This window comes from Streptomyces sp. URMC 126 (genome assembly GCF_051386555.1).
In the GTDB taxonomy this organism is placed as follows: Bacteria; Actinomycetota; Actinomycetes; order Streptomycetales; family Streptomycetaceae; genus Streptomyces.
Genome location: NZ_JBPQTX010000006.1, coordinates 40,464 through 61,940, shown reverse-complemented (window position 1 = coordinate 61,940; position 21,477 = coordinate 40,464). Strand labels below are relative to the sequence as shown.

The window sequence follows — 21,477 nt, the reverse complement described above, 5'->3', positions numbered from 1 at the left end:
ACGTACCGTGGGAAAAGAGTGCGCCCGAGGCACTTCCGCCAGCGTTCGATATGCGGAACGTTGGCATCGTTTTGACGAACCCGTGGGCGCGGAGCGACGTCTGTGGGTGCGGACGTCCGTGGGGCGTCCGCTTCCCCACCGTCGAATCGAGGCGTAAGGCCATGTCCCCGACTCTTTCCCGCTCCACCCCCACCCCGCTGGCGCCGCCGGCGGGGCGGGCGCTGTACGGCGGCGCCCCGCCACCGGGGGAACGCACCCTGATCGATGTCCTCGACGCCACGGCAGCCACCCACCCCGACGTCCCCGCCCTCGACACCGAGACCGGAGTCCTCACCTACCGGGAACTGTGCGCGGAGGTCGAGACCCGCGCCGAGCGGCTGCGCCGGGCCGGCATCGGCCCCGGCGACCGCGTCGGCGTCCGGATCCCCTCCGGCACCGCCGAGCTCTACCTCGCCATCCTCGCCGTCCTCCGCTGCTCCGCCGCCTACGTCCCCGTCGACGCCGACGACCCCGAGGAACGCGCAGCCACCGTCTTCCACGAGGCCGACGTCTGCGCCGTCCTCACCGGCAAAGGCACCCTCGCGCCCGGCCGCCGCAAACCCGGGGCCGCCGGGCCTCGGCAGCCGCTGCCCGAGGACGACGCCTGGATCATCTTCACCTCGGGCTCCACCGGCGCCCCCAAGGGCGTCGCCGTCTCCCACCGCAGCGCCGCCGCCTTCACCGACGCCGAGGCCGCCCTCTTCCTCCGGGACGAGCCGCTCGGCCCCGGCGACCGGGTGCTGGCCGGCCTCTCCGTCGCCTTCGACGCCTCCTGCGAGGAGATGTGGCTGGCCTGGCGGCACGGCGCCTGCCTGGTCCCCGCCCCCCGCTCCCTGGTCAGAGCCGGCCACGAGCTCGGCCCCTGGCTCGTCGAGCGCGGCGTCACCGTCGTCTCCACCGTCCCCACTCTCGCCGCCCTCTGGCCCCACGAATCCCTGGACCGGGTACGGCTGCTGATCGTCGGCGGCGAGGCCTGCCCGCCCGGCCTCGTCGAGCGGTTCGCCGTCCCCGGCCGCGAGATGTGGAACACCTACGGGCCCACCGAGACCACCGTCGTCGCCTGCGCCGCCCGCATGGAGCCCGGCGCGCCGGTCCGCATCGGCCTGCCGCTCGACGGCTGGGAGCTCGCCGTCGTCGACGGCGACGGCGAGCCCGTCCCGTACGGAGCCGAAGGCGAGCTGGTGATCGCCGGCGTCGGCGTCGGCCGGTACCTCGACCCCGCCAAGGACGCCGACCGCTTCCGCCCCTGCCCCGCCCTCGGCACCGACCGCGCCTACCGCACCGGCGACCTCGTCCGGGCCGACGCGGAGGGCCTCGTCTTCGCCGGCCGCGCCGACGACCAGGTCAAACTGGGCGGCCGGCGGATCGAGCTCGGCGAGATCGACGCCGCCCTCGGCGAACTCCCCGGCGTCCGCGGCGCCGCCGCCGCGGTCCGCACCACCCCGTCCGGCTCCCAGCTGCTCGTCGGCTACCTGATCCCCGGCCCGGAGTTCGAGCCGGCCGCCGCCCGGACCCGGCTCACCGAACGGCTGCCCGCCGCGCTCGTCCCCGTCCTCGCCGAGGTCGACGAGCTGCCCACCCGCACCTCCGGCAAGGTCGACCGCGACGCCCTGCCCTGGCCGCTCCCCACCACCGGCGGCGCCGCGCCCGGAGCGGGCGAGGAACCGCAGGGCACCGCCGGCCGGCTCGCCGCCCTCTGGGAGGAACTGCTGGGCGCCCGCCCCGGCCCCGACTCCGACTTCGTCACCATGGGCGGCACCAGCCTCACCGCCGCCCGCATGGCCTCCGCCCTGCGCGAGCACCACCCCGGCGTCTCCGTCGCCGGCCTCTACCGGCACACGGTGCTGCGGGACATGGCCGCGCACATCGACTCCCTCGACACCCCCGTCGAGGACACCGGACCCCACCGGACCGTCCGCCCGCTGCGCCGCCGCACCGGCGCCGCGCAGATCCTCGTGCAGACCGTCCTCTACGGCGTCCAGGGCCTGCGCGTCCTGACCGGCCTCGCCGTCGCCGACAACCTCCTCGGCATCCTGGCGCCGCGGGTCTGGGCGCCGTACACCTCCTGGTGGCTGGTGGCCCTCGCCTGGCTGCTGCTGTTCAGCGCCCCCGGCCGGTTCGGGATCGGCGCCCTCGCCGCGCGCCTCCTCACCCGCGGCGTCACCCCCGGCGCCCACCCGCGCGGCGGCCGCGTCCACCTGCGGCTGTGGACCGCCGAACGCACCGTGGCCGCCTTCGGCGTGCCCGCCCTGATGGGCACCCCCTGGGCCCGCTGGTACGCCCGCGCCCTCGGCTGCGCCGCGGGCCGGAACGTTTCCCTGCACGCCATGCCCCCGGTCACCGGCCTCGCCGAGTTCGGCGACGGCTGCAGCGTCGAGCCCGAGGCCGACATCGCCGGCTGGTGGATCGACGGCGAGACCCTGCACATCGGCCCGGTCCGCCTCGGCGCCGACTCCCGGGCCGGCCACCGCAGCATGCTGATGCCCGGCTCCTCCCTCGGCGACGGCGCCCAACTGGCGCCCGGCGCCTGCCTCGACGGCCACGTCCCGGCGGGGGAGAGCTGGATCGGCTCGCCCGCCCTCGTCGCCACCTTCTGGCTGATCAAGGGCAGCGCCTCGCTCACCTCGGTCGCCGTCAACCTGCTGCTCGCCGTCCCCGTCCTCACCGTGGTCACCACGGCCTGCTGGATGCTCGTCGTCGCCGGCACGGTCCGCGTCCTCAACCGCGGCATCCGCGCCGGCCTCCACCCCGCCTGCGGCGGCGTCGCCTGGCGCGCCTGGGTGATCACCCGGCTGCTGGACGGGGCCCGGCGCAACCTCTTCCCGGTCTACGCCGGCCTCCTCACCCCGGTGTGGATGCGGATGCTGGGCGCCCGGATCGGCCGCCGCGCCGAGCTCTCCACCGTCCTGCCGCTGCCGTCCCTGCTCACCGTCGACGACGGGGCGTTCCTGGCCGACGACACCCTCGTCGCCCCCTACGAACTGCGCGGCGGCTGGCTCCGCCTGGGCACCGCCCACGTCGGCCGGCGAGCCTTCCTCGGCAACTCCGGCATCATCGGCCCCGGCCGCTCCGTCCCCGACCACGGCCTGGTCGGCGTCCTCTCCGACGCGCCCGAGCACAGCGAACCCGGCACCTCCTGGCTCGGCCGGCCCGCCATGCCGCTGCCCCGCGTCGCCACCGTCGCCGACGCCGGACGCACCTTCGCCCCGCCCCGCCGGCTCGTCCTGGCCCGCGCCGGCGTCGAACTCTGCCGGGTGCTGCCCCTGATGTGCGGCCTCGCCCTGGCCGACATGGTCCTCATCGGCGAGCAGTGGGCCCTCACCCACGGCGGCCTCGGGCTCGCCGCGCTGGTCGCCGCGCCCCTGCTGTTCCTCGGCGGCATCCTCGCCGGACTGCTCGCCACCGCCGCGAAATGGCTGCTCATGGGCCGCTTCCGGAGCGGCGAACACCCGCTCTGGAGCTCCTTCGTCTGGCGCAACGAACTCTTCGACACCTTCGTGGAATCCCTCGCCGTCCCCTGGTTGGCGGGACCCTTCACCGGCACCCCCGTGCTGAACTGGTGGCTGCGCACGCTCGGCGCCCGCATCGGCCGGGGCGTGTGGTGCGACACCCACTGGCTGCCGGAGACCGACCTCATCACCCTCGGCGACGGGGTCACCGTCAACCGCGGCTGCGTCCTCCAGACCCACCTCTTCCACGACCGGATCATGCGCATGGACACCGTCCGCCTCGCCGAGGGCGCCTCCCTCGGCCCGCACGGCATCGTGCTCCCGGGCACCACCGTCGGCGCCCACACCGCCATCGCCCCCTCCTCCCTCGTCATGCGCGGCGAGACCGTACCGCCGGGCACCCGCTGGGCCGGCAACCCCATCGCCGGCCTGCGGCCCGCCGCGACCCCCGCGGCCACCGGGCCCGCGCCGGACCGGGAAGCCGCCGCGTGACATGGGAGCCCGACACACCTGCAGCCGCCGCGTCCTGCTCACGGCGCTGGCCGCCCCGGTGACCGCCGCCGCCGTGGGCGGCGGCGGCCGCCACCGGCCCGCCCGCGACGAGCGCTACTTCCCGCGGCACGGCTCGTACGCCCACCGCACCCTCGCCTACCACCTGGAGCTCGACTACGACCCGCGTGGCCACCGGCTGGACGGCCGCGCCCGGATCGAGGCGACGGCCAACGGCGCCCTCGACACGGTCGAACTCGACCTCGCCAAGCTCACGGTGGAGGAGGTCCTCCTCGACGACCGGCCGGTCCCCTTCCGGCACCGCGACGGCAGACTCCGGATCACCGCCGGCCGGACGCTCGACCCCGGGCGCCCCTTCGTCCTGGACATCCGCTACGGCGGCCGGCCCCGGCCCGTCCACTCGCCCTACGGCCCCATCGGCTGGGACCGCACCGGCGACGAGCACGACGGCACGCTCGTCGCCTCCCAGCCGGTGGGCGCGCCCTCCTGGTTCCCCTGCAACGACCGGCCCGACGACAAGGCCGCCTACACCTTCGAGGTGACCGTCCCCGCCGGCTACGACGCCCTCGCCAACGGCTCCCTGGCCGGCCACCGGGAGGAGAACGGCTCAGCCCGCTGGACCTACCACCACCCCGGCCCGATGGCCTGCTACCTCGCCGCCCTCTACACCGGCCGCTTCCACCGCGAGACGTGGACCGGGGAGGACGTCTCCGGCGCCCCCGTGCCGGTGCACGTCGCCTGCCCCGCCCGCCTGGTGGACCACGTCCGCCACGACCTCGCCCGCCAGGGCCGGATCCTCCGGCTCTACACCGACCTCTTCGGCCCCTACCCGTTCGAGTCCTACGGCGTGACCGTCGTCGACGCCGACCTGTCCGCGCCCGTCGAGAACCAGACCCTCTCCGTCTTCGGCCGCAACCACATGGACGGCCGGCGCGGCTGGGAGACGCTCGTCGCCCACGAGACGGCCCACCAGTGGTTCGGCAACAGCGTCAGCCTCGCCGAGTGGCGGCACATCTGGCTCAACGAGGGCTTCGCCACCTACGCCGAGTGGCTCTGGTCCGAACACCTCGGCGAGGACGACGCCGACACCCTCGCCCGCCGCTCCCGCACCGACCTCGCGGAGCGCCGCCAGAACCTGCGGATCGCGGATCCGGGGCGGCGGCACCTGTTCGACGACCGCGTCTACGTACGGGGGGCGTGCGCCCTGCACGCCCTGCGCCTGGCCGTGGGCGACGAGCCCTTCTTCCGTACGCTGCGGACGTGGCACGAGGCGCGGCGGGGCGGGAGCGCGGACACTCCCGGGTTCCTCGCCCACGCGGGACGGGTCGCCGCGCGGAACGTGGAGGGCGTGCTGGCGCCGTGGCTGTACGAGAAGCGGGTGCCGGACTTCCGGCGGGGGTGAGGGCGCGGGCGCCCGGCAGCCCGCCGGCGGGCGTCACGGGGTGGACCCGCTGTCCAGGAGCCGGGCGACGAGGGTTCCCTCCACGTAGACGTCGACGCGTCGCCAGCGGGGCCACTCCTTGGCGGTGGGCCCGTCGGGCGACCGGTCGAAGTCGTCCCGGGACGGGTACTTCTCCGGATCGGGGAGGCCGCCGCCGGCCACCGGGATGCCCTGGATCCTGAGGTCGCCCCTGGCCTTGGCGGGGTACTCCCCCTGGGCGGAGACGACGAACCCCTCGCGCGCGAGGTACCGGCCGAGGGCGTCCACGACGGCCTGGCGGGTCGCGAGGGCCCGGTTCTCGGAGAGCACGTCGTTGTGGCGCACGCTGCCTTCCGGCGAGGTGAAGGCGAGCAGGACGGGTGCCGGTCCATAGGAATCGATCACCGCCCGGATCTCGGCGAGTTCGCGTTCGAAGCGCATTCTGCCGGTGGTGTCCGAGCCCGCTTCCTCGGCGTCGAGGTCCCACGAGTCGTAGGGGAACATGGCGGAGGCCGTGCCGGTGACCAGCGCCCGGGTCTTGTCGTCGGCGTTCCGTTTCCGGGCGGCGGCCGTGGCGCCGGACAGGGTGAAGAGGGCTCCGACGCACATCCCGACCCGGAACGGGGTGAACTCCGCGGTCGAGGGGAGCCAGCCCTTCCACCACCCCTTGGCGAGGAAACCACCCCAGTTGAACGGGATTTTGGGTCCCGAGAAGTTCTCCGCCTCGACGACGGCGTGCATCCAGCCGTGTCCGGGGAGCCGGATCTGCCACAGCGCGCTGTCGACCAGGTTCGCCTGCCCCAGGTTTCCCGCCTCGGTCTTGTCCACCGTCACCGAGGCGATGGTCATCAGGGCCCCCGAGAAGTCCGCCGACGAGGCCAGGTCGAGCTCCGAGCGGAAGTCGAGGGTGCCGAGGTCGGCGACGGAGGACTCGAGCTTGTCCCCGGGCTCCATGACGACGTCCTTGGGGCGGCCGAAGCCCTTCCTCCAGACGATGTCGGTGGAGAGCCCGGCGTCCATCCGGCCGAAGACGGCGAACACCTGGTGGCCGTCGTCCCACTTCACCGGGGTCGGTTCCTCGGTCTCCGGCCGCCCGAACGCGTCGTACACCCGCTTTCCGTCGGGGGACCGTTTGAAGACCAGCCGGAACTTCTCGACCTTGGCCAATGCCCCGAAGACACCCAGCCGGACCCCCGCCACCGGCCCCGCGACGCCGACGTCGTGGAAGGTGAACCGGTAGAGGAAGGACGCCTCACCGCCCACGCCCAGACTTCGGAGGGCTTCCTGCACCCGCACGGTGTCCCAGCCCGGCGGGTACGCGGCGTCCACGCCGCCGTCGCGCACCTCGTCGTCGAGGATCTCGTTCAGCCACGCGTAGTAGGTCTGGAGCGTGCCGTCCACCTCCAGGTTGCGGAAGTTCCCGTACATCGCCATCACGTCGCGCAGGCGTGACCGCCAGGGTTCGGCGAGCGCGCACTCCAGCCTGCCGGCGATCGCGACACGGTTGTTCCGCCGCTGGGCGCCGTCGGTGTGCTTCCACGCCCTGATCCGGGCGGCGAATTCCGAGCTGGGCGACCCGAACAGCGACGTCATCCCGCTCTGGTACGCCGCGGGGACCGGCCGGGTCTGGTCGATGAGCACCTGCGTCCGCAGCGGCTCGGCCAGCCGGCCGATCAGCCGCCTGGGCCAGCGCACGACGGGGCTGACCCGCCGCAGCCTCAGTACCGGTCCGCCGTTCCGGGCGAAGGCGAGCACGAGGCGTTCCGGAGCGTCCCACGGGTAGTGGAGGGTGCCCTTGCCCCGGAAGCCCAGTCCGGTCACCGAAGCACCCTCGCTCTGCCAGGGGTCGAGCGGGTTGAACGGGTCGGTGGCCGTCGCGTCGAAGGGGTTGTACGGGGCGTCGTTCGCTCCCTGCGCGACGCACCAGGTCAGCGGTACGGGCTCGCCGCTCCGCAGCCGGTTGCGGCCCGTCTTGTCGGCGAGGAAGCCCCGGGCGACTCCGTGCACCCAGGTCTCGTCGGCCTTCCGCTCCCGGCCGTCCCCGTCCTTCAGCACGAGGACGTCGACGCCGGTGAGGCCCCGGGGCGGCCGGCTGAACCAGATCGCCAGGGCGGCGCCGGCCTGGCTGATCTGTACCAGCAGCGGACTGGTGGTGTTCCTCCCCGACCCGTCCGCCTCCCACAGGCCGGTCAGGTCGGGACCGAAATGGCGCTCCCGCGGCACCGGAGCCGCCGCCGGCGGGCTGATCACCGCCGCGCGGGTGACCAGCTCCGGCCGGGGGGCCGCCGGCCGGGCCGGCGGCGTGACGCGCGGGAGTTCGGGTGTCGGCACGGCGCGGCCTCAGACCTGCTGGCCGGTCTGCGGGTGGTAGGTGACCTGGACGGCGGCCACCTGATCGGTCGGCAGGACCTCGACCCACTGGTCGAACACCTCGTAGGGCTGCTGCGACTCGGCCTTGAACCCGTCGGTCAGCGGGTAGAAGCCGTGTTCGTAGACCTTGTCCGGGGGGAGGTAGTTGAGGGTGACCCCGTCCTCCAGCCGCTCGGTCACCACGTCCTGGCCCTTCCGGTACTTCTCCACGATGCTGACGGCGACGTAGCGCAGGACGTCGCGGACGGTGAGCGCGGCGGGGTCCAGGGACCGGTACCGGGCGACCAGCTCCGGGTCCGACCACGGGTAGGCGCGCAGTCGGTCCAGGATCCGGCCGCTCTCGCCCGCCGCCGCCGGCTGGTAGAGGTCGTCGAGACCGGCCGCCCCCTCGATGCTGTCGTCGCTGAGCCAGTTGAGCGCGGCCAGCTCCTTGCCCGGGCGGATGGGGATCACCGCCTTGACCCACGGGGCGTTGAGGAAGGTGTTGCGCTGCTCGTCCCCGTCCAGTTGCAGGAGCCAGCCGAGGGAGCTGCCCATGCGCGCGGGGGCGGATTTCGCGGTGATGTAGTAGTTGTCCTTGCGCAGCATGTCCTGTGGGTTGGACCAGCCCACGACGTGGTCGTCCAGGCCCCCGGGCCTGCGCCGGAACGACTCCAGGACCGGGACGGGAAGCCGTGACCGGTCCGGCTGCCCGGCGGTCTTGGGGTCGGGGAGCCGGTCGAGTTCCGGTGCGACCTGCGGGTGGCCGGGGTGGAGGCGGGGCCGCCACCACTCGGGGGCGACGAAGTACAGCATCGCGTCGACGTCGAAGATGGAGCCGACCAGCTCGGACAGTTTGTGCAGCACCTTGGGGTCGGTGGGCACGGTCTCGCCGAGCTGGAGCAGGTGCCTGAGGAGCTTGCGGTAGACGACGACCCGTTCCTCTTCCCGCAGGGTGTCGTAGCTCCTGGGCTCGACGCGGCCGACGGCCTCGATCCGTTCGATGGCGGCCTTCAGATACGCCTCGCGCTGCAACCGGTCCAGTTCCAGGGTGCGTTCCTTGGCGAGGACGGCGTTCCGGTCGGCGATCTGCTTCTTCTTCTCCTCCTTCGGCGTGTACTTCACGGGGATCGTGAACTGGAACTCCTCGCCGCCCTTGCCGTGTCCGTAGGTGACGTAGAGGGACAGGCTCGGTTCCCGGGGCGCGGGGGTGCCGGCCGGGACGCCGCCCTGGTCGTCCTTCCGGTTGGCGACGACGGTGACGCTCACGTTGTTCGTCCCGGTCCACTTCACGCCGCCGTGGCTCAGGTAGGCGTATCCGTCCTTGGCCCGCAGCTCGATGTCGCAGACCCAGGCGCGGGAGCCGCGGTAGGTGATGTCACCGCGGCCCGGCAGGGTGAAAGCGCCGGTCACTTCCTCGGTGTAGTCGTCCGGGACCGGCAGTTCGTTGGCCGGGGCGGCGGCGGTGGCGTCCGGCGGGGCGGCCAGGTGCACGAGCTTCGCCAGGCCGAGCTCCTGCCCCGGGTCGTCCACGTAGCTCTGCCAGCAGAGCTGCGTCCCCAGGTCCTGCACCTGGACGCCCACCCGGCGCATCTTGCGGCGCAGCTCGTAGTTGACCAGCTTGTCGGTCGTGTTCTGGAGTACGTAGCGCCGGCTGGCGGTGTCGCCGGTCTCCGTGACGGTGCGGAACGTGGTCTTGAAACTGCGCTTGATCTCCGAGCTGAGCCGTTCGCTCTGCTGCCGCATCCGCTTGTGGGTCTGTTCGCGGGCCTGGCGCTGGGTGTTGTTCATGTCCATGGTCGCGGTCTCGTTGGCGTCGCCCCAGACCCACCTCTGGTTGGACGAGACCGAGAAGCCCAGCTTGGTGCTGCTCTCGTTCTCGTTCTTGACGGCCTCGGAGACGTCGTCCTGCTGTACGGTCTCCCGCTCCGACTTCTCCGTCGTCTCCAGACCGGTCTCCACGCTGCGCTCGACCGTGCTCTTCTTGGAGTGCGCCTCGACCAGTTCCACGGTGCCGCCCGGGCTGAGCCAGACGTGCTGGACGGGCGGCCCGAGGAAGGTGTCGAACTCGAAGAAGTACTGCCGGAAGAGATGCACGACGCCGACCGGGGAGAGGCTGACCCGGTTCACCGCCTCCTGCCGTGACAGCGTCTCCAGCGGGTCGAGCATCCGCGTGATGCCCCGGTAGCGCTCGGCGTCCACCTCGGGCGCGGGGGGCGTGAACAGGTCCGCCAGGGTGGGGACCATGTCCTGTTCCAGCAGGTGGTTCAGCAGTCCGGCGACCATGGACTCCTTGTCGGCCAGGACCTTCAGGAGGGCCTTGCGGCGGTTGGAGTCCGTTTCCGTCTCGGTACGCTGCATCAGCACCGGGGTGACCTCGGTGGCGAGCGTGGTGTTCAGCGCCTCCCGCTTGAGCAGGGGGAGCCAGACCGCGCGGTCGCGCAGATTCCTGCCCTTGACCTTCGCCCGGATCACGTCGGCCAGCACCGACTCGATCAGCGCGCGGTACGGCCTGGGGGCCGCGGCCGTGCCGGTGCGCAGGGTCAGGACCTCCCCGGACATCGGCACGGCCGCCTGCGGGGAGAGGCTGATCGGGGAGTCGGAGACATTGGTGTCCGTCGCGATCAGCCGGGACACCACGGCCAGCAGGTCCTCGTCGGCGCGGGAGAGGCCGTCCAGGAAGCGGTCGACCGTGCGCTGCGAACGCCAGCCCAGCAGGGGCTGGTACAGGCCGAACGACTCGCTGGCGTACGGCAGCGCCCCGGCGAAGTCGGTGACCGGCCGCCCTCTGCCCGGGCGCGGGACCGGTATCGGCGCCGGCATGGTCTGGACGTTGTCCGGATCGCCCGTGGCACTCCGGGCGAACGGCACGACCGTCCAGGAGCGCGCGGCCACCCCCTTGCCCACCAGGAACAGCTCGCGGTCGCCCTGGGCGGGCGGAGCCACGAACGTGATCGTCTGGGCGCCCAGGCCGCTGACCGGCCTGCCGACGTACTGCCGGCTGATGTTCGGGTCGGTTTCGAGGAACGCGCCGGCGAGCGCGGGTACGTCCGGGAACAGCCGGGGGTCCTGGACGTCGACACCGGCCGGGATCGCCAGGGCGATCCGCTGGGTGCCCGCCAGGTCCGACGGCGTCGTCGGCTGCACGGTGTAGCTCCAGAGCTCGTATCTCGCCCGGGGCCCGTTGCTCGCGAGCGGTGTCCGTCCGGTGAAGGTGACGACCAGCGCCATCGCTGTATCCCCCTGATATCGGTGAGCGTCATGACGAGGTCCGTCATGGAGGGTGCGGGTGCGTCGCGAGGGCCGCGGCGGCGGAGCCGGGACACGGGACGCACCGCGGGATCCCGCTCGCGGGATCCGGTGGGTGTCAGCCGCGGGGTACGCGCAGGCTCGCCCAGGAGACGGGGCCGGGCCAGCCGTCGGCGTCGGCACCCCGGTAGCCGATCTTCCGCTGGAAGCCCGCGTACGAGCGGCGGTCGGCGTCGGTCCACTGCGGGCCCGGGCCCCGGGTGTACACCGCCACTCCCTCGGCGACCAGCCTGCGGCCCATCGCGGTGACGACGGGGCTGTACGGCGCGGCACGGAACCACTCCTCGCCCGGGAACGGTTCGTACACGTCCGGCGGGCGGGGGTCCGGGCGGGGCCACGAGGGGTCGGCCGAGTCGATGCCGCCCGGGTACCGGGGGTACCCGTAGCCGTGGACGCGGGACGACTTCCGCTCCCGGACGCGGCGGTACACCCCGTCACCCTCGGCGGAACCGTTCACGTTGGTGTTGCCTTCGACGACGTAGACGTACGTGCTGTCGTACCGCTCGACGACGCCGGTGTGGTCCGCGCCGTCGGGACCGTAGAAGACCTGGGCGCCCACCGCCGGGTATGCCGAGAAGCGGTCGCGGTCGCGGAACCAGGCCACCGCCGCCGCGCACGAGGCGGTGCGGGGGAACAGCCCCGCGACGCCCGCGCGCAGGGCCACCCAGGACACGAAGGTCGCGCACCACGGCTGGCCCTGCGACCACTCCAGCCCCGGGACCTCCTCGCTGTACCGCTGGACGTTGTTCCAGTGGCCGCCCGAACGCCCTTCGTGTACGCCGATCTGCGAGGCGGCGGTCTCGACGACACCTTCTGCCGTCGCCCCGGCGAACCGCCCCGGCGATAACGGTGATTCGATCATGACGAACATTCCCCCGTAGCTCATGAACCGCGGATCCGGACGGATCGACGGAGCCGCGACACTCAGGCTTGTCCGGGAGGCATGCGGAATCCTTGCAACCGTCGTGCAGCCGGGTCCGGCCGCGCACGCGCCGTGGCGGGCGGGGTGCCCGTGCCGGGTGGTAGGCCCTTCCAGCCGCGAGATCCACGTGTTACACAAGGAGCCACTCCGGGTGACCCCGGGGCTTGGGAAGGCAGCATCGCTCCGGGGGAACACCATGGAGTTCCGCGTGCTCGGGCCCGTCACGATCGCCGACGAGGACCGGGTCGTCAGCCCGGGAGGGCGCAGACAGCAGGCCGTCGTGGTGGCCCTGCTCCTGCACCGGAACTCCCTGGTGCTGGCGCCCCGGCTCATCGACTACGTGTGGGGGACCGACGCCCCGCCCAGTGCCACCAACTGCCTGCAGAGCTACGTGTCCCGCTTCCGGAAGCTGCTGGGGGTCCGTCCGGGAACCGAAACGGTTCGCCTGGTCCGCGGTACCACCGGCGGGTACGCGCTGTACGTCCGGGACGATCAGGTCGACAGCGTCCGGTTCGCCGGACTGGTCGGCCGGGGGCGCGCGTTGCTCGACGCGGGCGATCCCCCGGCGGCGCACGACTGCCTCACCCGAGCCCTCGGCCTGTGGCGCGGCCCCGCGCTGGCCGGCCTCGCGGACCACCAGCCGCTCGCCGCCGAGATCGCCCGGCTGGAGGAGCTGCGCCGCTCCGCCGCCGAGGGCCGCGCCGCCGCGGCCCTGGCCCTCGGCCGCTTCGACGAAGCCGCCGCCGGGCTCGACGAACTCATCCGGGACTCCCCGCTCCGGGAGCGGCCCCGCGCCCTCCTCATGCTCGCCCTGTACCGCGGCGGCCGGCAGGCGGAGGCCCTCGCGCTCTACCGCGCCACGCGGCGGATGCTCATCGACGAAGTGGGGGTGGAGCCCGGCGAGGAGCTCGCCCGGCTCCAGCACGCGATCCTGCGGCGGGATCCGGCGCTGGAGTGCCGGACGGGCCGAAGCGCGCGCTCCAGCCCGTCCGGCGTTTGAGGACAACCGCGCGCAGCGCGGTTTCGGGGTCTGGGGCGTCAGCCCCAGGAAACGGTGAAAGGGCGGGACCGGGGCTGCCTACCTGCGGCCCTCCGGCCGCACCAGCCCCGCACGCCGCAGCGCGTCGGCCATAGCCCCACCCGCCGCGGGCGCGGAAGCCTCACGCCGCTGCTGCCGAGGCGCACCCCCACGCCGCTGTTCACGAGGCTCCCGCCGCGAAGAACCGGAAGCCTCGTCGTCCAGCCGCAGCGTCAACGAGATCCGCTTCCGCGGAATGTCGACCTCCAGCACCTTCACCCGCACGATGTCCCCGGGCTTCACGACATCCCGCGGGTCCTTCACGAAGTTCCGCGACATCGCGGACACGTGCACGAGCCCGTCCTGGTGGACGCCGACATCGACGAACGCCCCGAAAGCGGCGACATTCGTGACGACGCCCTCCAGGATCATCCCCGGCGTCAGATCACCGATCTTCTCGACACCGTCCTTGAACGAAGCCGTCCGGAACGCCGGCCGCGGGTCCCGCCCCGGCTTCTCCAGCTCGCGCAGGATGTCCGTCACCGTCGGCAGACCGAACGCGTCGTCGACGAAGTCCTCGGGCCGCAGCGACCGCAGCACACTCGTGTTGCCCACGAGAGCGGCGACGTCGTTCCCCGTCCGCTTCGCCATCGCCCGGACGACCGGGTACGCCTCGGGGTGGACGCTGGAGCCGTCCAGCGGGTCGTCACCCCCGCGGATGCGGAGGAAGCCGGCGCACTGCTCGTACGCCTTGGGGCCGAGCCGGGCCACGTCCTTGAGCGCCCTGCGGGACCGGAAGGGGCCGTTCGCGTCGCGGTGGGCGACGATGTTGTCCGCGAGGCCGGAACTGATGCCGGAGACCCGGGAGAGCAGCGGCGCGGACGCCGTGTTGACGTCGACGCCGACGCCGTTGACGCAGTCCTCGACGACCGCGTCGAGCGACCGCGAGAGCTTCACCTCGGACAGGTCGTGCTGGTACTGGCCCACGCCGATCGACTTGGGGTCGATCTTGACGAGCTCGGCCAGCGGGTCCTGGAGCCGCCGCGCGATCGAGACGGCGCCGCGCAGCGACACGTCCAGGCCGGGCAGTTCCTGCGAGGCGTAGGCGGAGGCCGAGTAGACCGAGGCTCCCGCCTCCGAGACCATCACCTTGGTCAGGCCCAACTCGGGGTGGCGGCCGATCAGGTCGGCGGCCAGCCGGTCCGTCTCCCGGGAGGCCGTGCCGTTGCCGATGGCGACGAGCTCCACCCCGTGCTCCTTCGCGAGCCGCGCGAGAGTGGCCAGCGAGGCGTCCCACTTGTTCTGCGGGACGTGCGGGTAGATCGTCTCGGTGGCCGCGACCTTGCCGGTGGCGTCGACCACGGCGACCTTCACGCCCGTACGGAAGCCGGGGTCGAGCCCCATCGTGGCGCGCGTGCCGGCCGGGGCGGCCAGCAGCAGGTCGCGCAGGTTGGCGGCGAAGACGCGGACCGCCTCGTCCTCCGCCGCCTGCCGCAGCCGCAGCCGCAGATCGATGCCGAGGTGGACGAGGATCCGCGTGCGCCAGGCCCAGCGGACCGTGTCGGCCAGCCACTTGTCGCCCGGCCGCCCCCGGTCGGCCACGCCGAACCGGCGCGCGACGGCCTGCTCGTACGAGCTGGGGCCGGCCGTCGCCTCACCGGCCGGCTCCGGCTCCAGGACGAGGTCCAGCACCTCTTCCTTCTCGCCGCGCAGCATGGCCAGCACCCGGTGCGAGGGCAGCTCGGTGAACGGCTCGGCGAAGTCGAAGTAGTCGGCGAACTTGGCGCCCGCCTCCTCCTTCCCGGACCGCACCTTGGCCACCAGCCGCCCCCGCGTCCACATCCGCTCGCGCAGCTCGCCGATCAGGTCCGCGTCCTCCGCGAACCGCTCGGTGAGGATCGCCCGGGCGCCCTCCAGCGCGGCGGCCGGGTCGGCGACGCCCTTGTCCGCGTCGACGAAGGCGGCGGCCGCGGCGAGGGGTTCGACGCCCGGGTCGGACAGCAGCCCCTCGGCCAGCGGTTCGAGCCCCGCCTCGCGGGCGATCTGCGCCTTCGTCCGCCGCTTGGGCTTGAACGGCAGGTAGATGTCCTCCAGCCGGGCCTTGGAGTCGGCCTCGCGGATCCGCGCCTCCAGCGCGGCGTCCAGCTTGCCCTGCGAGCGCACCGACTCCAGGACGGCGGCCCGCCGCTCCTCCAGCTCCCGCAGGTAGCGCAGCCGCTCCTCCAGGGTGCGCAGTTGCGCGTCGTCCAGCGCGCCGGTCGCCTCCTTGCGGTACCGGGCGACGAACGGCACGGTCGCCCCGCCGTCGAGCAAGTCGACGGCCGCCTTCACCTGCCGCTCCTGAACGCCGAGCTCCTCGGCGATCCTGCCTTCGACCGACATACCGGTAGCCGTCACGATCACGCTCCGCTTTCTCATTCGGACTGCGCTCCGCATTGTGGCAGGTACCTCCGACAACGCGGGCCGCGCCGCCCCCGGCTCACCCCTCGCGGGCGTCCTCCGCCCGACGCGGGGAGCCCGTCGGGGACCCTCCGGCGGCCGCGATCCGGCGGGCCAGGTCCCCGGCCAGCTCGGTCAGCCGGGCCGTGCCGTCCGCGCCCAGGCGCTCCCACGGCCCGGCGTCCAGCCGGTCGGTCGCCTCCTCCACGTCCCGGCGCAGCGCCGCGCCCGCCGCGGTGAGCGCCCCGTCGGCGGCGAGCAGCCCGCGCTCGCGCAGTCGCCGCGCGCCCTCCTCCAGCTCCTCCGCGCTCCACCCGCGGGTGCGCAGCAGCCGTCGGGTCAGCGACCCCCGGTCGCCGTCGGCCGCGTGGCTGACCAGGGCCTCGACCGGATCCAGCCCGGCGCCGGCCAGCGCCGCCAGGTGCCCGCCGCCGCGGTGCTCGCGGAGCAGCGTCGCGGCGTGCCAGAGCGCCAGGTGCGGGGCGTCGGGAACGGGCTGGTCCGCCTGGGCGGCGAACAGCGGCCGGGACGCGCGCTCGCCCGCCTCCGCCGCCCGCAGCGCGAGCTCGGCGGCCTCGGCGGTCTCCGGCGCGGATACGACCTCCTCCCCGAGCATCCGGCGCAGCGCGGCGTCGCAGGCGCGCAGCCGCGCCGCCACCGCCTCCTCCGGCGCCACCCGCTCCCACACCGCCGGCACATGACGGGCCACCAGCTCGTACTTGAACACGTGGAACGCCGCCGTCACCGTGCCCGCGCCGACCCGTCCCATGGCGGCGGACCGCTCGGCGAAGTACCGGGTGTGCCCGTCCTCCACCCCGAACGCGGCGAACTCCCGGACGGTCTCGGGGGTGAAGTACGTGAAGACGTGTACGGCCTCCAGGGCCTGCTGGCAACGGCGGCCCGCGGAAAGGAGGGAGGGCAGAGGGGAAGGAGTGGTCATACACCGCACGCTAGGCGGCGGGCGGGCCCGCACGGAAGACCGGAGGCGGCCGGACCTCCCGGGAGGGATGTCCGGAGGCGGCCGGACCTCCCGGGAGGACGTCCGGCATGGCCGGAAAGGTGGGAAGGACGTCATTGCCGCCCCGCGCCACCGGGACCAGCATGTGATCATGACGCCTCGCCACACCGTGCTCATCGTCCTCCACGAGGGCGTCCAGAGCCTCGACGTCACCGGCCCGCTCGAAGTGTTCACCCAGGCCGGGCTCACGGTCGGCGACCCCGGCGCGTACCGGGTGCGTACCGCCACCGTCGACGGCCGGCCGGTGCGCACCGGCAGCGGCCTCCTTCTGACGCCCGACGGCGCCCTGGTCGCCGAGCCCGCGCCGGACGTACTGCTCGTCCCCGGCGGACGGAGCGTCACCGACCCCGACCCACGGCTCGTCGCGCTGCTGCGCGAGCACGGTCCGCGCGCCGGCCGGCTGGTCTCCGTGTGCACGGGGGCGTTCCTGCTGGCCGCCGCCGGGCTGCTGGACGGCCGCCGGGCCACCACCCACTGGGCGTACTGCGACGGCTTCGCCGAGCGCTTCCCCGCCGTCCGGCTGGAGACCGAGCCCGTCTACGTGCGGGACGGCAGCGTCGCCACCTCGGCCGGCGTCACCGCCGGCGTGGACCTCGCCCTGGCGCTGGTCGAGGAGGACCTCGGCCGGGCCGTCGCCCTCGCCGTCGCCCGCTACCTGGTCGTGTACCTGCGGCGCCCGGGCGGCCAGCGGCAGTTCAGTGCCCAGCTGGCCGCGCAGACCCCCCGCCGGCCCGCGCTGCGCGACCTCCAGCAGTGGATCGCCGAGCACCCCGGCGCGGACCTGAGCGTCGAGGCGCTCGCCGCCCGCGCCGGCCTGTCGCCCCGGCACTTCGCCCGCGCCTTCCGGGCGGAAGTGGGCGTTCCGCCCGGCCGGTACGTCGGCCGGGTACGCCTGGAGACCGCCCGGCGGCTGCTGGAGGAGACGGCGGACGGCGTCGAGGAGATCTCCCGCCGCTGCGGCTACGGCACGCCCGAGGCGATGCGCCGGGCCTTCCTGAGCGCGCTGGGCGCCCCGCCCGGCGCGTACCGCCGCCGGGTCCGCCCGGACCACCGACCCACCCGCTGAAGCACCGCCCGAAAGGCCACCCGTGCAGATCGCCGTCCTCCTCTTCCCCGGCTTCACCGTCCTCGACGTCACCGGCCCCTATGAGATCCTGACCCGGCTCCCCGGCGCCGAGGCGGTCCTCGTCGCCGAGCGGCGCGGGCCCGTCCGCGACGACCGGGACATGCTCACCCTGGTCGCCGACGCCGCGTTCGACGAAATCACCGAGGCCGACGTGCTCGTCGTACCGGGCGGCCCCGAGGCCAACCTGCCCTTGGAACCGGGGCCCGTGCACGACTGGCTGCGGGCGGTGGACCGGCACACGCGCTGGACCACGTCGGTGTGCACCGGCGCGCTGGTCCTCGGCGCCGCCGGGCTGCTGGCGGGCCGCCGGGCCACCGGCCACTGGCTGTCGCTGCCGCAGCTCGCCGGGTACGGCGCCGAACCGACGGCCGAGCGGGTGGTGACCGACGGCAAGTACGTGACGGCCGCCGGCGTCTCCGCCGGGATCGACATGGGGCTGACGCTGGCCGGCCGGCTGGCCGACGACCGTACGGCCCGGTCGATCCAGCTGATCACCGAGTACGACCCCCGGCCGCCGTACACGGCGGGTTCGGTGCGCACGGCCCCCGCCGAGCTGGTGGCCGAGTGGAAGCGGGTACGCGGCAAGGACTGACGCCCCGTCAGCTCCCGGCCGGTCGGCTCCCGGACGGAACGCTCCACGTGAACCGCGGCTCCCTGCGCTCCAGGAACGCCGTGACCCCCTCCGCCAGGTCGGCGCTCCGGTGCCCCTGCTCCGCCCAGTGGGCGACGCGCTCCGCCGGCACCGGCCCCGGGCGGGTGAACTCCTTCGCCGCGGCCTGCGTCAGCTGCGACCGCGCGGCGAGCAGCCGGGCGAACCCGGCGACCCGGGCGTCCAGTTCGTCCGGTGCCCACACCTCGTCCACCAGGCCGGTGCGCAAGGCCCTTTCCGCGCCGATGAGTTCGGCGGAGTAGAGGAGGTACCGGGCGGTCGCCGGGCCGACCAGGCCGGTCAGCCGGCGGGTGGACGAGGCCGCGTACACCACGCCCAGCCGGGCCGGGGTGACGCCGAAGAGGGCGCCCTCGGCGGCGAACCGGAGGTCGCAGGCGACGGCGAGCTGGCAGCCGCCGCCGACGCAGTGGCCGCGTACGGCCGCGACCGTCGGCTTGGGGAAGGCCGCCAGCGCCTCCTCGGCGGCGACGGCCAGGTCCTGCGGGTCGCCCTCGCCACCCGCGGTGAGCGAGGCGATGTCGGCGCCCGCGCAGAAGGTGTCGCCCTCGCCGGTCAGCACCAGGACCCGGACGGCCGGGTCCGCGGCGCAGCGCTCCAGCAGCGGGGGCAGCGCCCGCCACATGGCGGGCGTCATGGCGTTCCGCTTGGCGGGGTGGGCGATGCGGACCGTCGCCGTGCCGTCGACGACGTCCAGGTGCAGTGCGGGCTCCATGGGACGGATGCTAGCCGGAGGGACGGCGGGGCCCGCTCGTGCCCGCCGCCCGGACGGCCCGTCGCCGAAGACGCCGGCAGACGGAGCGACCTGCTCCGGAGCGTTCCGCGAACGACGATCAGGGCAGCCAGGAACAGTCGCGAGAGTGACTGCGGCATACGCACGCGATCAAATAGCGTCGATTGGCGGCGACTTCTGATCAGCTGTCCGCGCGGACTGTGGTCTTCCCAACACTCGACGTGTGCGGTGGAGCCACGGCGAGGGGTTGGTATCGGACATGGAGATCGTCGGGAGCGTCCCGCCCGAGCCGGGCCAGGCCCCGCCGCCCACGGCGCCCCGCGAGCCGGCCGGCCCGCCCGGGCAGGCGCCCCGCCCCGTCCGGCACGGCAGCTGGCGGTTCACCGCCCCCGCGCTCCCCACCTCGGTGCCCCGCGCCCGGCACGGCGTCCGCGACCTGATGCGCCGTCAGAAGGTGCCGCTCGCCGCCGACCTGCTGGACGGCCTGCTGCTGATCGTCTCCGAGCTGGTCACCAACGCCGTCCAGCACGCCGCGCTGCTCTCCCCGGAGCTCACCGTCGAGGTCTCCGTCGGCCCCGAGGAGGTGCGGGTGGCCGTCGAGGACGGCCACCCCTACCGGCCGCGCCCCCTGCTGCCCGACGAGGAGCGGATCGGCGGCCGGGGGCTGCTCCTGGTGCAGGCCGTCGTGGACGAGGCCGGCGGCAGGTACGACGTCGAGCACACCCCGGGCGGCGGCAAGGTCGTCTGGGCCGCCCTGCCCCTGGCCTGCGGGCCCGCGCCTACCAGCCCGCCTCGGCCCCGATGACCTCGCGGACGGCCGGCCGCGCCGTGTCCAGCACCGTGGTGAACCACGCGGAGAACGTCACCTCGCCCATCAGCTTCTCCAGCTCGGCGGGGGTGACGTAGGCGAACTCCTCCACCTCCTCGGGATCCGGGTCCGGAACGGCCCGCAGGGTCCCGACGAACAGATGGTTGTACTCCTGCTCCACCAGCCCCGACAGCGGGTCCGGGTGGTTGTAGCGCACCGTGCCCGCCGCCCGCATCAGCTCGGGGGCCACGCCCAGCTCCTCCGCCGTACGCCGGGCCGCGGCCACGAAGGGCGGCTCGCCGGGGTACGGATGCCCGCAGCAGGTGTTGGACCACACGCCGGGGGAGTGGTACTTGCCCAGGGCCCGGCGCTGGAGCAGCAGCCGGCCCCGCTCGTCGAAGAGGAACACCGAGAAGGCGCGGTGCAGCCGGCCGGGGGCGAGGTGCGCGGAGACCTTCTCTGCGGTCCCGATGGTTCTGCCGTCCTCGTCGACCAGTTCCAGCATGATCGGTTCAGCGGCTTCGGGGGAGGCGGGGACCGCGGCGGAGTCGGCGGAGCGGCCCTCGGCTGATGTGATCGGCATTGACCATCCTCGGGTGTCGGTCTTGACCCTCAAGTCTGCCCCACGGCGGCCCGGCGGGAACGCGGGGACCGGGGCGGCAGAGGCACGGGGGGCGGGCGTCAGTGGCAGAGCCGCGCCTCGCGCTCCGCGTACCCGCCCGGTTCCAGCTGAAAAGTGCAGTGCTCGACGGCGAAGTGCTCGCCCAGGCACCCCTGGAGATCGAGCAGCATCCGCTCGTGCCCGGCCGCGTCCAGTGCCTCCCGGTCCACCACCACGTGCGCCGACAGCACCGGCATCCCCGAGGTGATCGTCCAGACGTGCAGGTCGTGCAGGCCCGTGACGCCCGGCAGGGCCGTGATGTGCGCCCGGACCTCGTCCATGTCCACGTCCCGGGGCGCCGCCTCCAGCAGCACGTCCAGCGCCTCGCGCAGCAGCTTCAGCGTGCGGGGCACGATCATCAGCCCGATCAGCAGCGAGGCCACCGGGTCGGCCCGGGTCCAGCCCGTGGCCATGATCACCAGTGCGGAGACCACGACCGCCAGCGAGCCCAGCGCGTCCGAGAGGACTTCCAGGAACGCCCCGCGCACGTTCAGGCTCTCCTTCTGCCCGCGCATCAGCAGGGACAGCGACACCAGGTTGGCGACCAGGCCGACCAGGCCGAAGACGATCGTCGTCCCGCCCGGCACCTCCGCCGGGGAGGCCAGCCGACGGACCGCCTCGAAGAGGATGTAGCCGCCGACGCCGAGCAGCAGCAGGCAGTTCAGCAGCGCCGCCAGGATCTCGGCGCGCGCGTAGCCGTAGGTACGCCGGCCGCCGCTGGGCCGGTTGGCGAAATGGATCGCGACCAGCGCCATCCCCACGCCCACCGCGTCCGTCGCCATATGGCCGGCGTCCGCGAGCAGCGCCAGCGAGCCGGTCAGCGCCGTACCGACGACCTCCGCCACCAGCACCGACAGCGTGATGCCCAGGGCGATCCGCAGCCGCCCCCGGTAGGCCGCCGCGGCGGTGCCGGTCGGCGGGGGGCCGCCGTGCGAATGGCCGTGGTCGTGCCCTGCACCCATGTACGCCGCCTCCCGTGTCCCACCGGTCCCGGCGGCGGGTGCCGCCC

Annotated in this window: 14 protein-coding genes; 6 read left to right on the top strand and 8 right to left on the bottom strand. The window is 74.0% G+C overall.

Features of this window, described 5'->3' with window-relative positions; genetic code table 11:
* The first annotated feature begins 161 nt into the window (after window positions 1-161).
* A complete protein-coding gene (locus ACSNOK_RS01815; RefSeq protein WP_436778731.1) occupies window positions 162-3,980 on the top strand; it encodes a Pls/PosA family non-ribosomal peptide synthetase in 3,819 nt (1,272 codons plus the stop codon).
* A 1-nt stretch (window position 3,981) separates the two neighbouring features.
* Window positions 3,982-5,400, top strand: a complete 1,419-nt coding sequence (locus tag ACSNOK_RS01810) for a M1 family metallopeptidase (RefSeq protein ID WP_436778730.1) — start codon at window positions 3,982-3,984, stop codon at window positions 5,398-5,400.
* A 33-nt stretch (window positions 5,401-5,433) separates the two neighbouring features.
* On the opposite strand, the gene ACSNOK_RS01805 is transcribed toward ACSNOK_RS01810, so the two are convergent.
* The 3 genes from ACSNOK_RS01805 to ACSNOK_RS01795 all read right to left on the bottom strand — a co-directional run bounded on the left by ACSNOK_RS01805 (window position 5,434) and on the right by ACSNOK_RS01795 (window position 11,938).
* Window positions 5,434-7,749, bottom strand: a complete 2,316-nt coding sequence (locus ACSNOK_RS01805; RefSeq protein ID WP_436778729.1) for a hypothetical protein — start codon at window positions 7,747-7,749, stop codon at window positions 5,434-5,436.
* 9 nt (window positions 7,750-7,758) lie between these two features.
* Entirely contained in the window at window positions 7,759-10,998 is a 3,240-nt protein-coding gene (locus ACSNOK_RS01800) for a hypothetical protein (RefSeq protein ID WP_436778728.1), read from the bottom strand.
* A 136-nt stretch (window positions 10,999-11,134) separates the two neighbouring features.
* Complete coding sequence (locus ACSNOK_RS01795) at window positions 11,135-11,938, bottom strand: peptidoglycan-binding protein (protein WP_436778727.1); 804 nt, start codon at window positions 11,936-11,938, stop codon at window positions 11,135-11,137.
* 268 nt (window positions 11,939-12,206) lie between these two features.
* On the opposite strand from ACSNOK_RS01795, the gene ACSNOK_RS01790 reads away from it, so the two are divergent.
* Entirely contained in the window at window positions 12,207-12,998 is a 792-nt protein-coding gene (locus ACSNOK_RS01790; protein WP_436778726.1) for an AfsR/SARP family transcriptional regulator, read from the top strand.
* 78 nt (window positions 12,999-13,076) lie between these two features.
* Here the strand turns inward: ACSNOK_RS01790 and ACSNOK_RS01785 are convergent, their stop codons facing one another.
* Together ACSNOK_RS01785 and ACSNOK_RS01780 are read right to left on the bottom strand one after the other, a co-directional pair.
* Window positions 13,077-15,398, bottom strand: coding sequence for a Tex family protein (locus ACSNOK_RS01785; protein ID WP_436778741.1), 2,322 nt, complete (start codon window positions 15,396-15,398; stop codon window positions 13,077-13,079).
* A 97-nt stretch (window positions 15,399-15,495) separates the two neighbouring features.
* A complete protein-coding gene (locus ACSNOK_RS01780) occupies window positions 15,496-16,395 on the bottom strand; it encodes an SCO6745 family protein (protein ID WP_436778725.1) in 900 nt (299 codons plus the stop codon).
* Between the two features lie 169 nt (window positions 16,396-16,564).
* Here ACSNOK_RS01780 and ACSNOK_RS01775 point away from each other — a divergent pair, with 169 nt between their 5' ends.
* Window positions 16,565-17,539 (top strand): GlxA family transcriptional regulator, encoded by a 975-nt coding sequence (locus tag ACSNOK_RS01775; protein ID WP_436778724.1) that lies wholly within the window; start codon window positions 16,565-16,567, stop codon window positions 17,537-17,539.
* 22 nt (window positions 17,540-17,561) lie between these two features.
* Complete coding sequence (locus ACSNOK_RS01770; protein WP_436778723.1) at window positions 17,562-18,191, top strand: DJ-1/PfpI family protein; 630 nt, start codon at window positions 17,562-17,564, stop codon at window positions 18,189-18,191.
* A gap of 7 nt (window positions 18,192-18,198) precedes the next feature.
* On the opposite strand, the gene ACSNOK_RS01765 is transcribed toward ACSNOK_RS01770, so the two are convergent.
* Complete coding sequence (locus ACSNOK_RS01765) at window positions 18,199-18,981, bottom strand: enoyl-CoA hydratase/isomerase family protein (protein ID WP_436778722.1); 783 nt, start codon at window positions 18,979-18,981, stop codon at window positions 18,199-18,201.
* Between the two features lie 277 nt (window positions 18,982-19,258).
* Between ACSNOK_RS01765 and ACSNOK_RS01760 the strand changes: the two genes are divergently transcribed.
* A complete protein-coding gene (locus ACSNOK_RS01760) occupies window positions 19,259-19,804 on the top strand; it encodes an ATP-binding protein (RefSeq protein WP_436778721.1) in 546 nt (181 codons plus the stop codon).
* Here ACSNOK_RS01760 and idi read toward each other — a convergent pair.
* Complete coding sequence (gene idi / locus ACSNOK_RS01755) at window positions 19,779-20,390, bottom strand: isopentenyl-diphosphate Delta-isomerase (RefSeq protein WP_436778720.1); 612 nt, start codon at window positions 20,388-20,390, stop codon at window positions 19,779-19,781. The genes ACSNOK_RS01760 and idi overlap by 26 nt on opposite strands.
* A 98-nt stretch (window positions 20,391-20,488) precedes the next feature.
* Entirely contained in the window at window positions 20,489-21,430 is a 942-nt protein-coding gene (locus ACSNOK_RS01750; RefSeq protein ID WP_436778719.1) for a cation diffusion facilitator family transporter, read from the bottom strand.
* Between the last annotated feature and the right edge of the window lie 47 nt (window positions 21,431-21,477).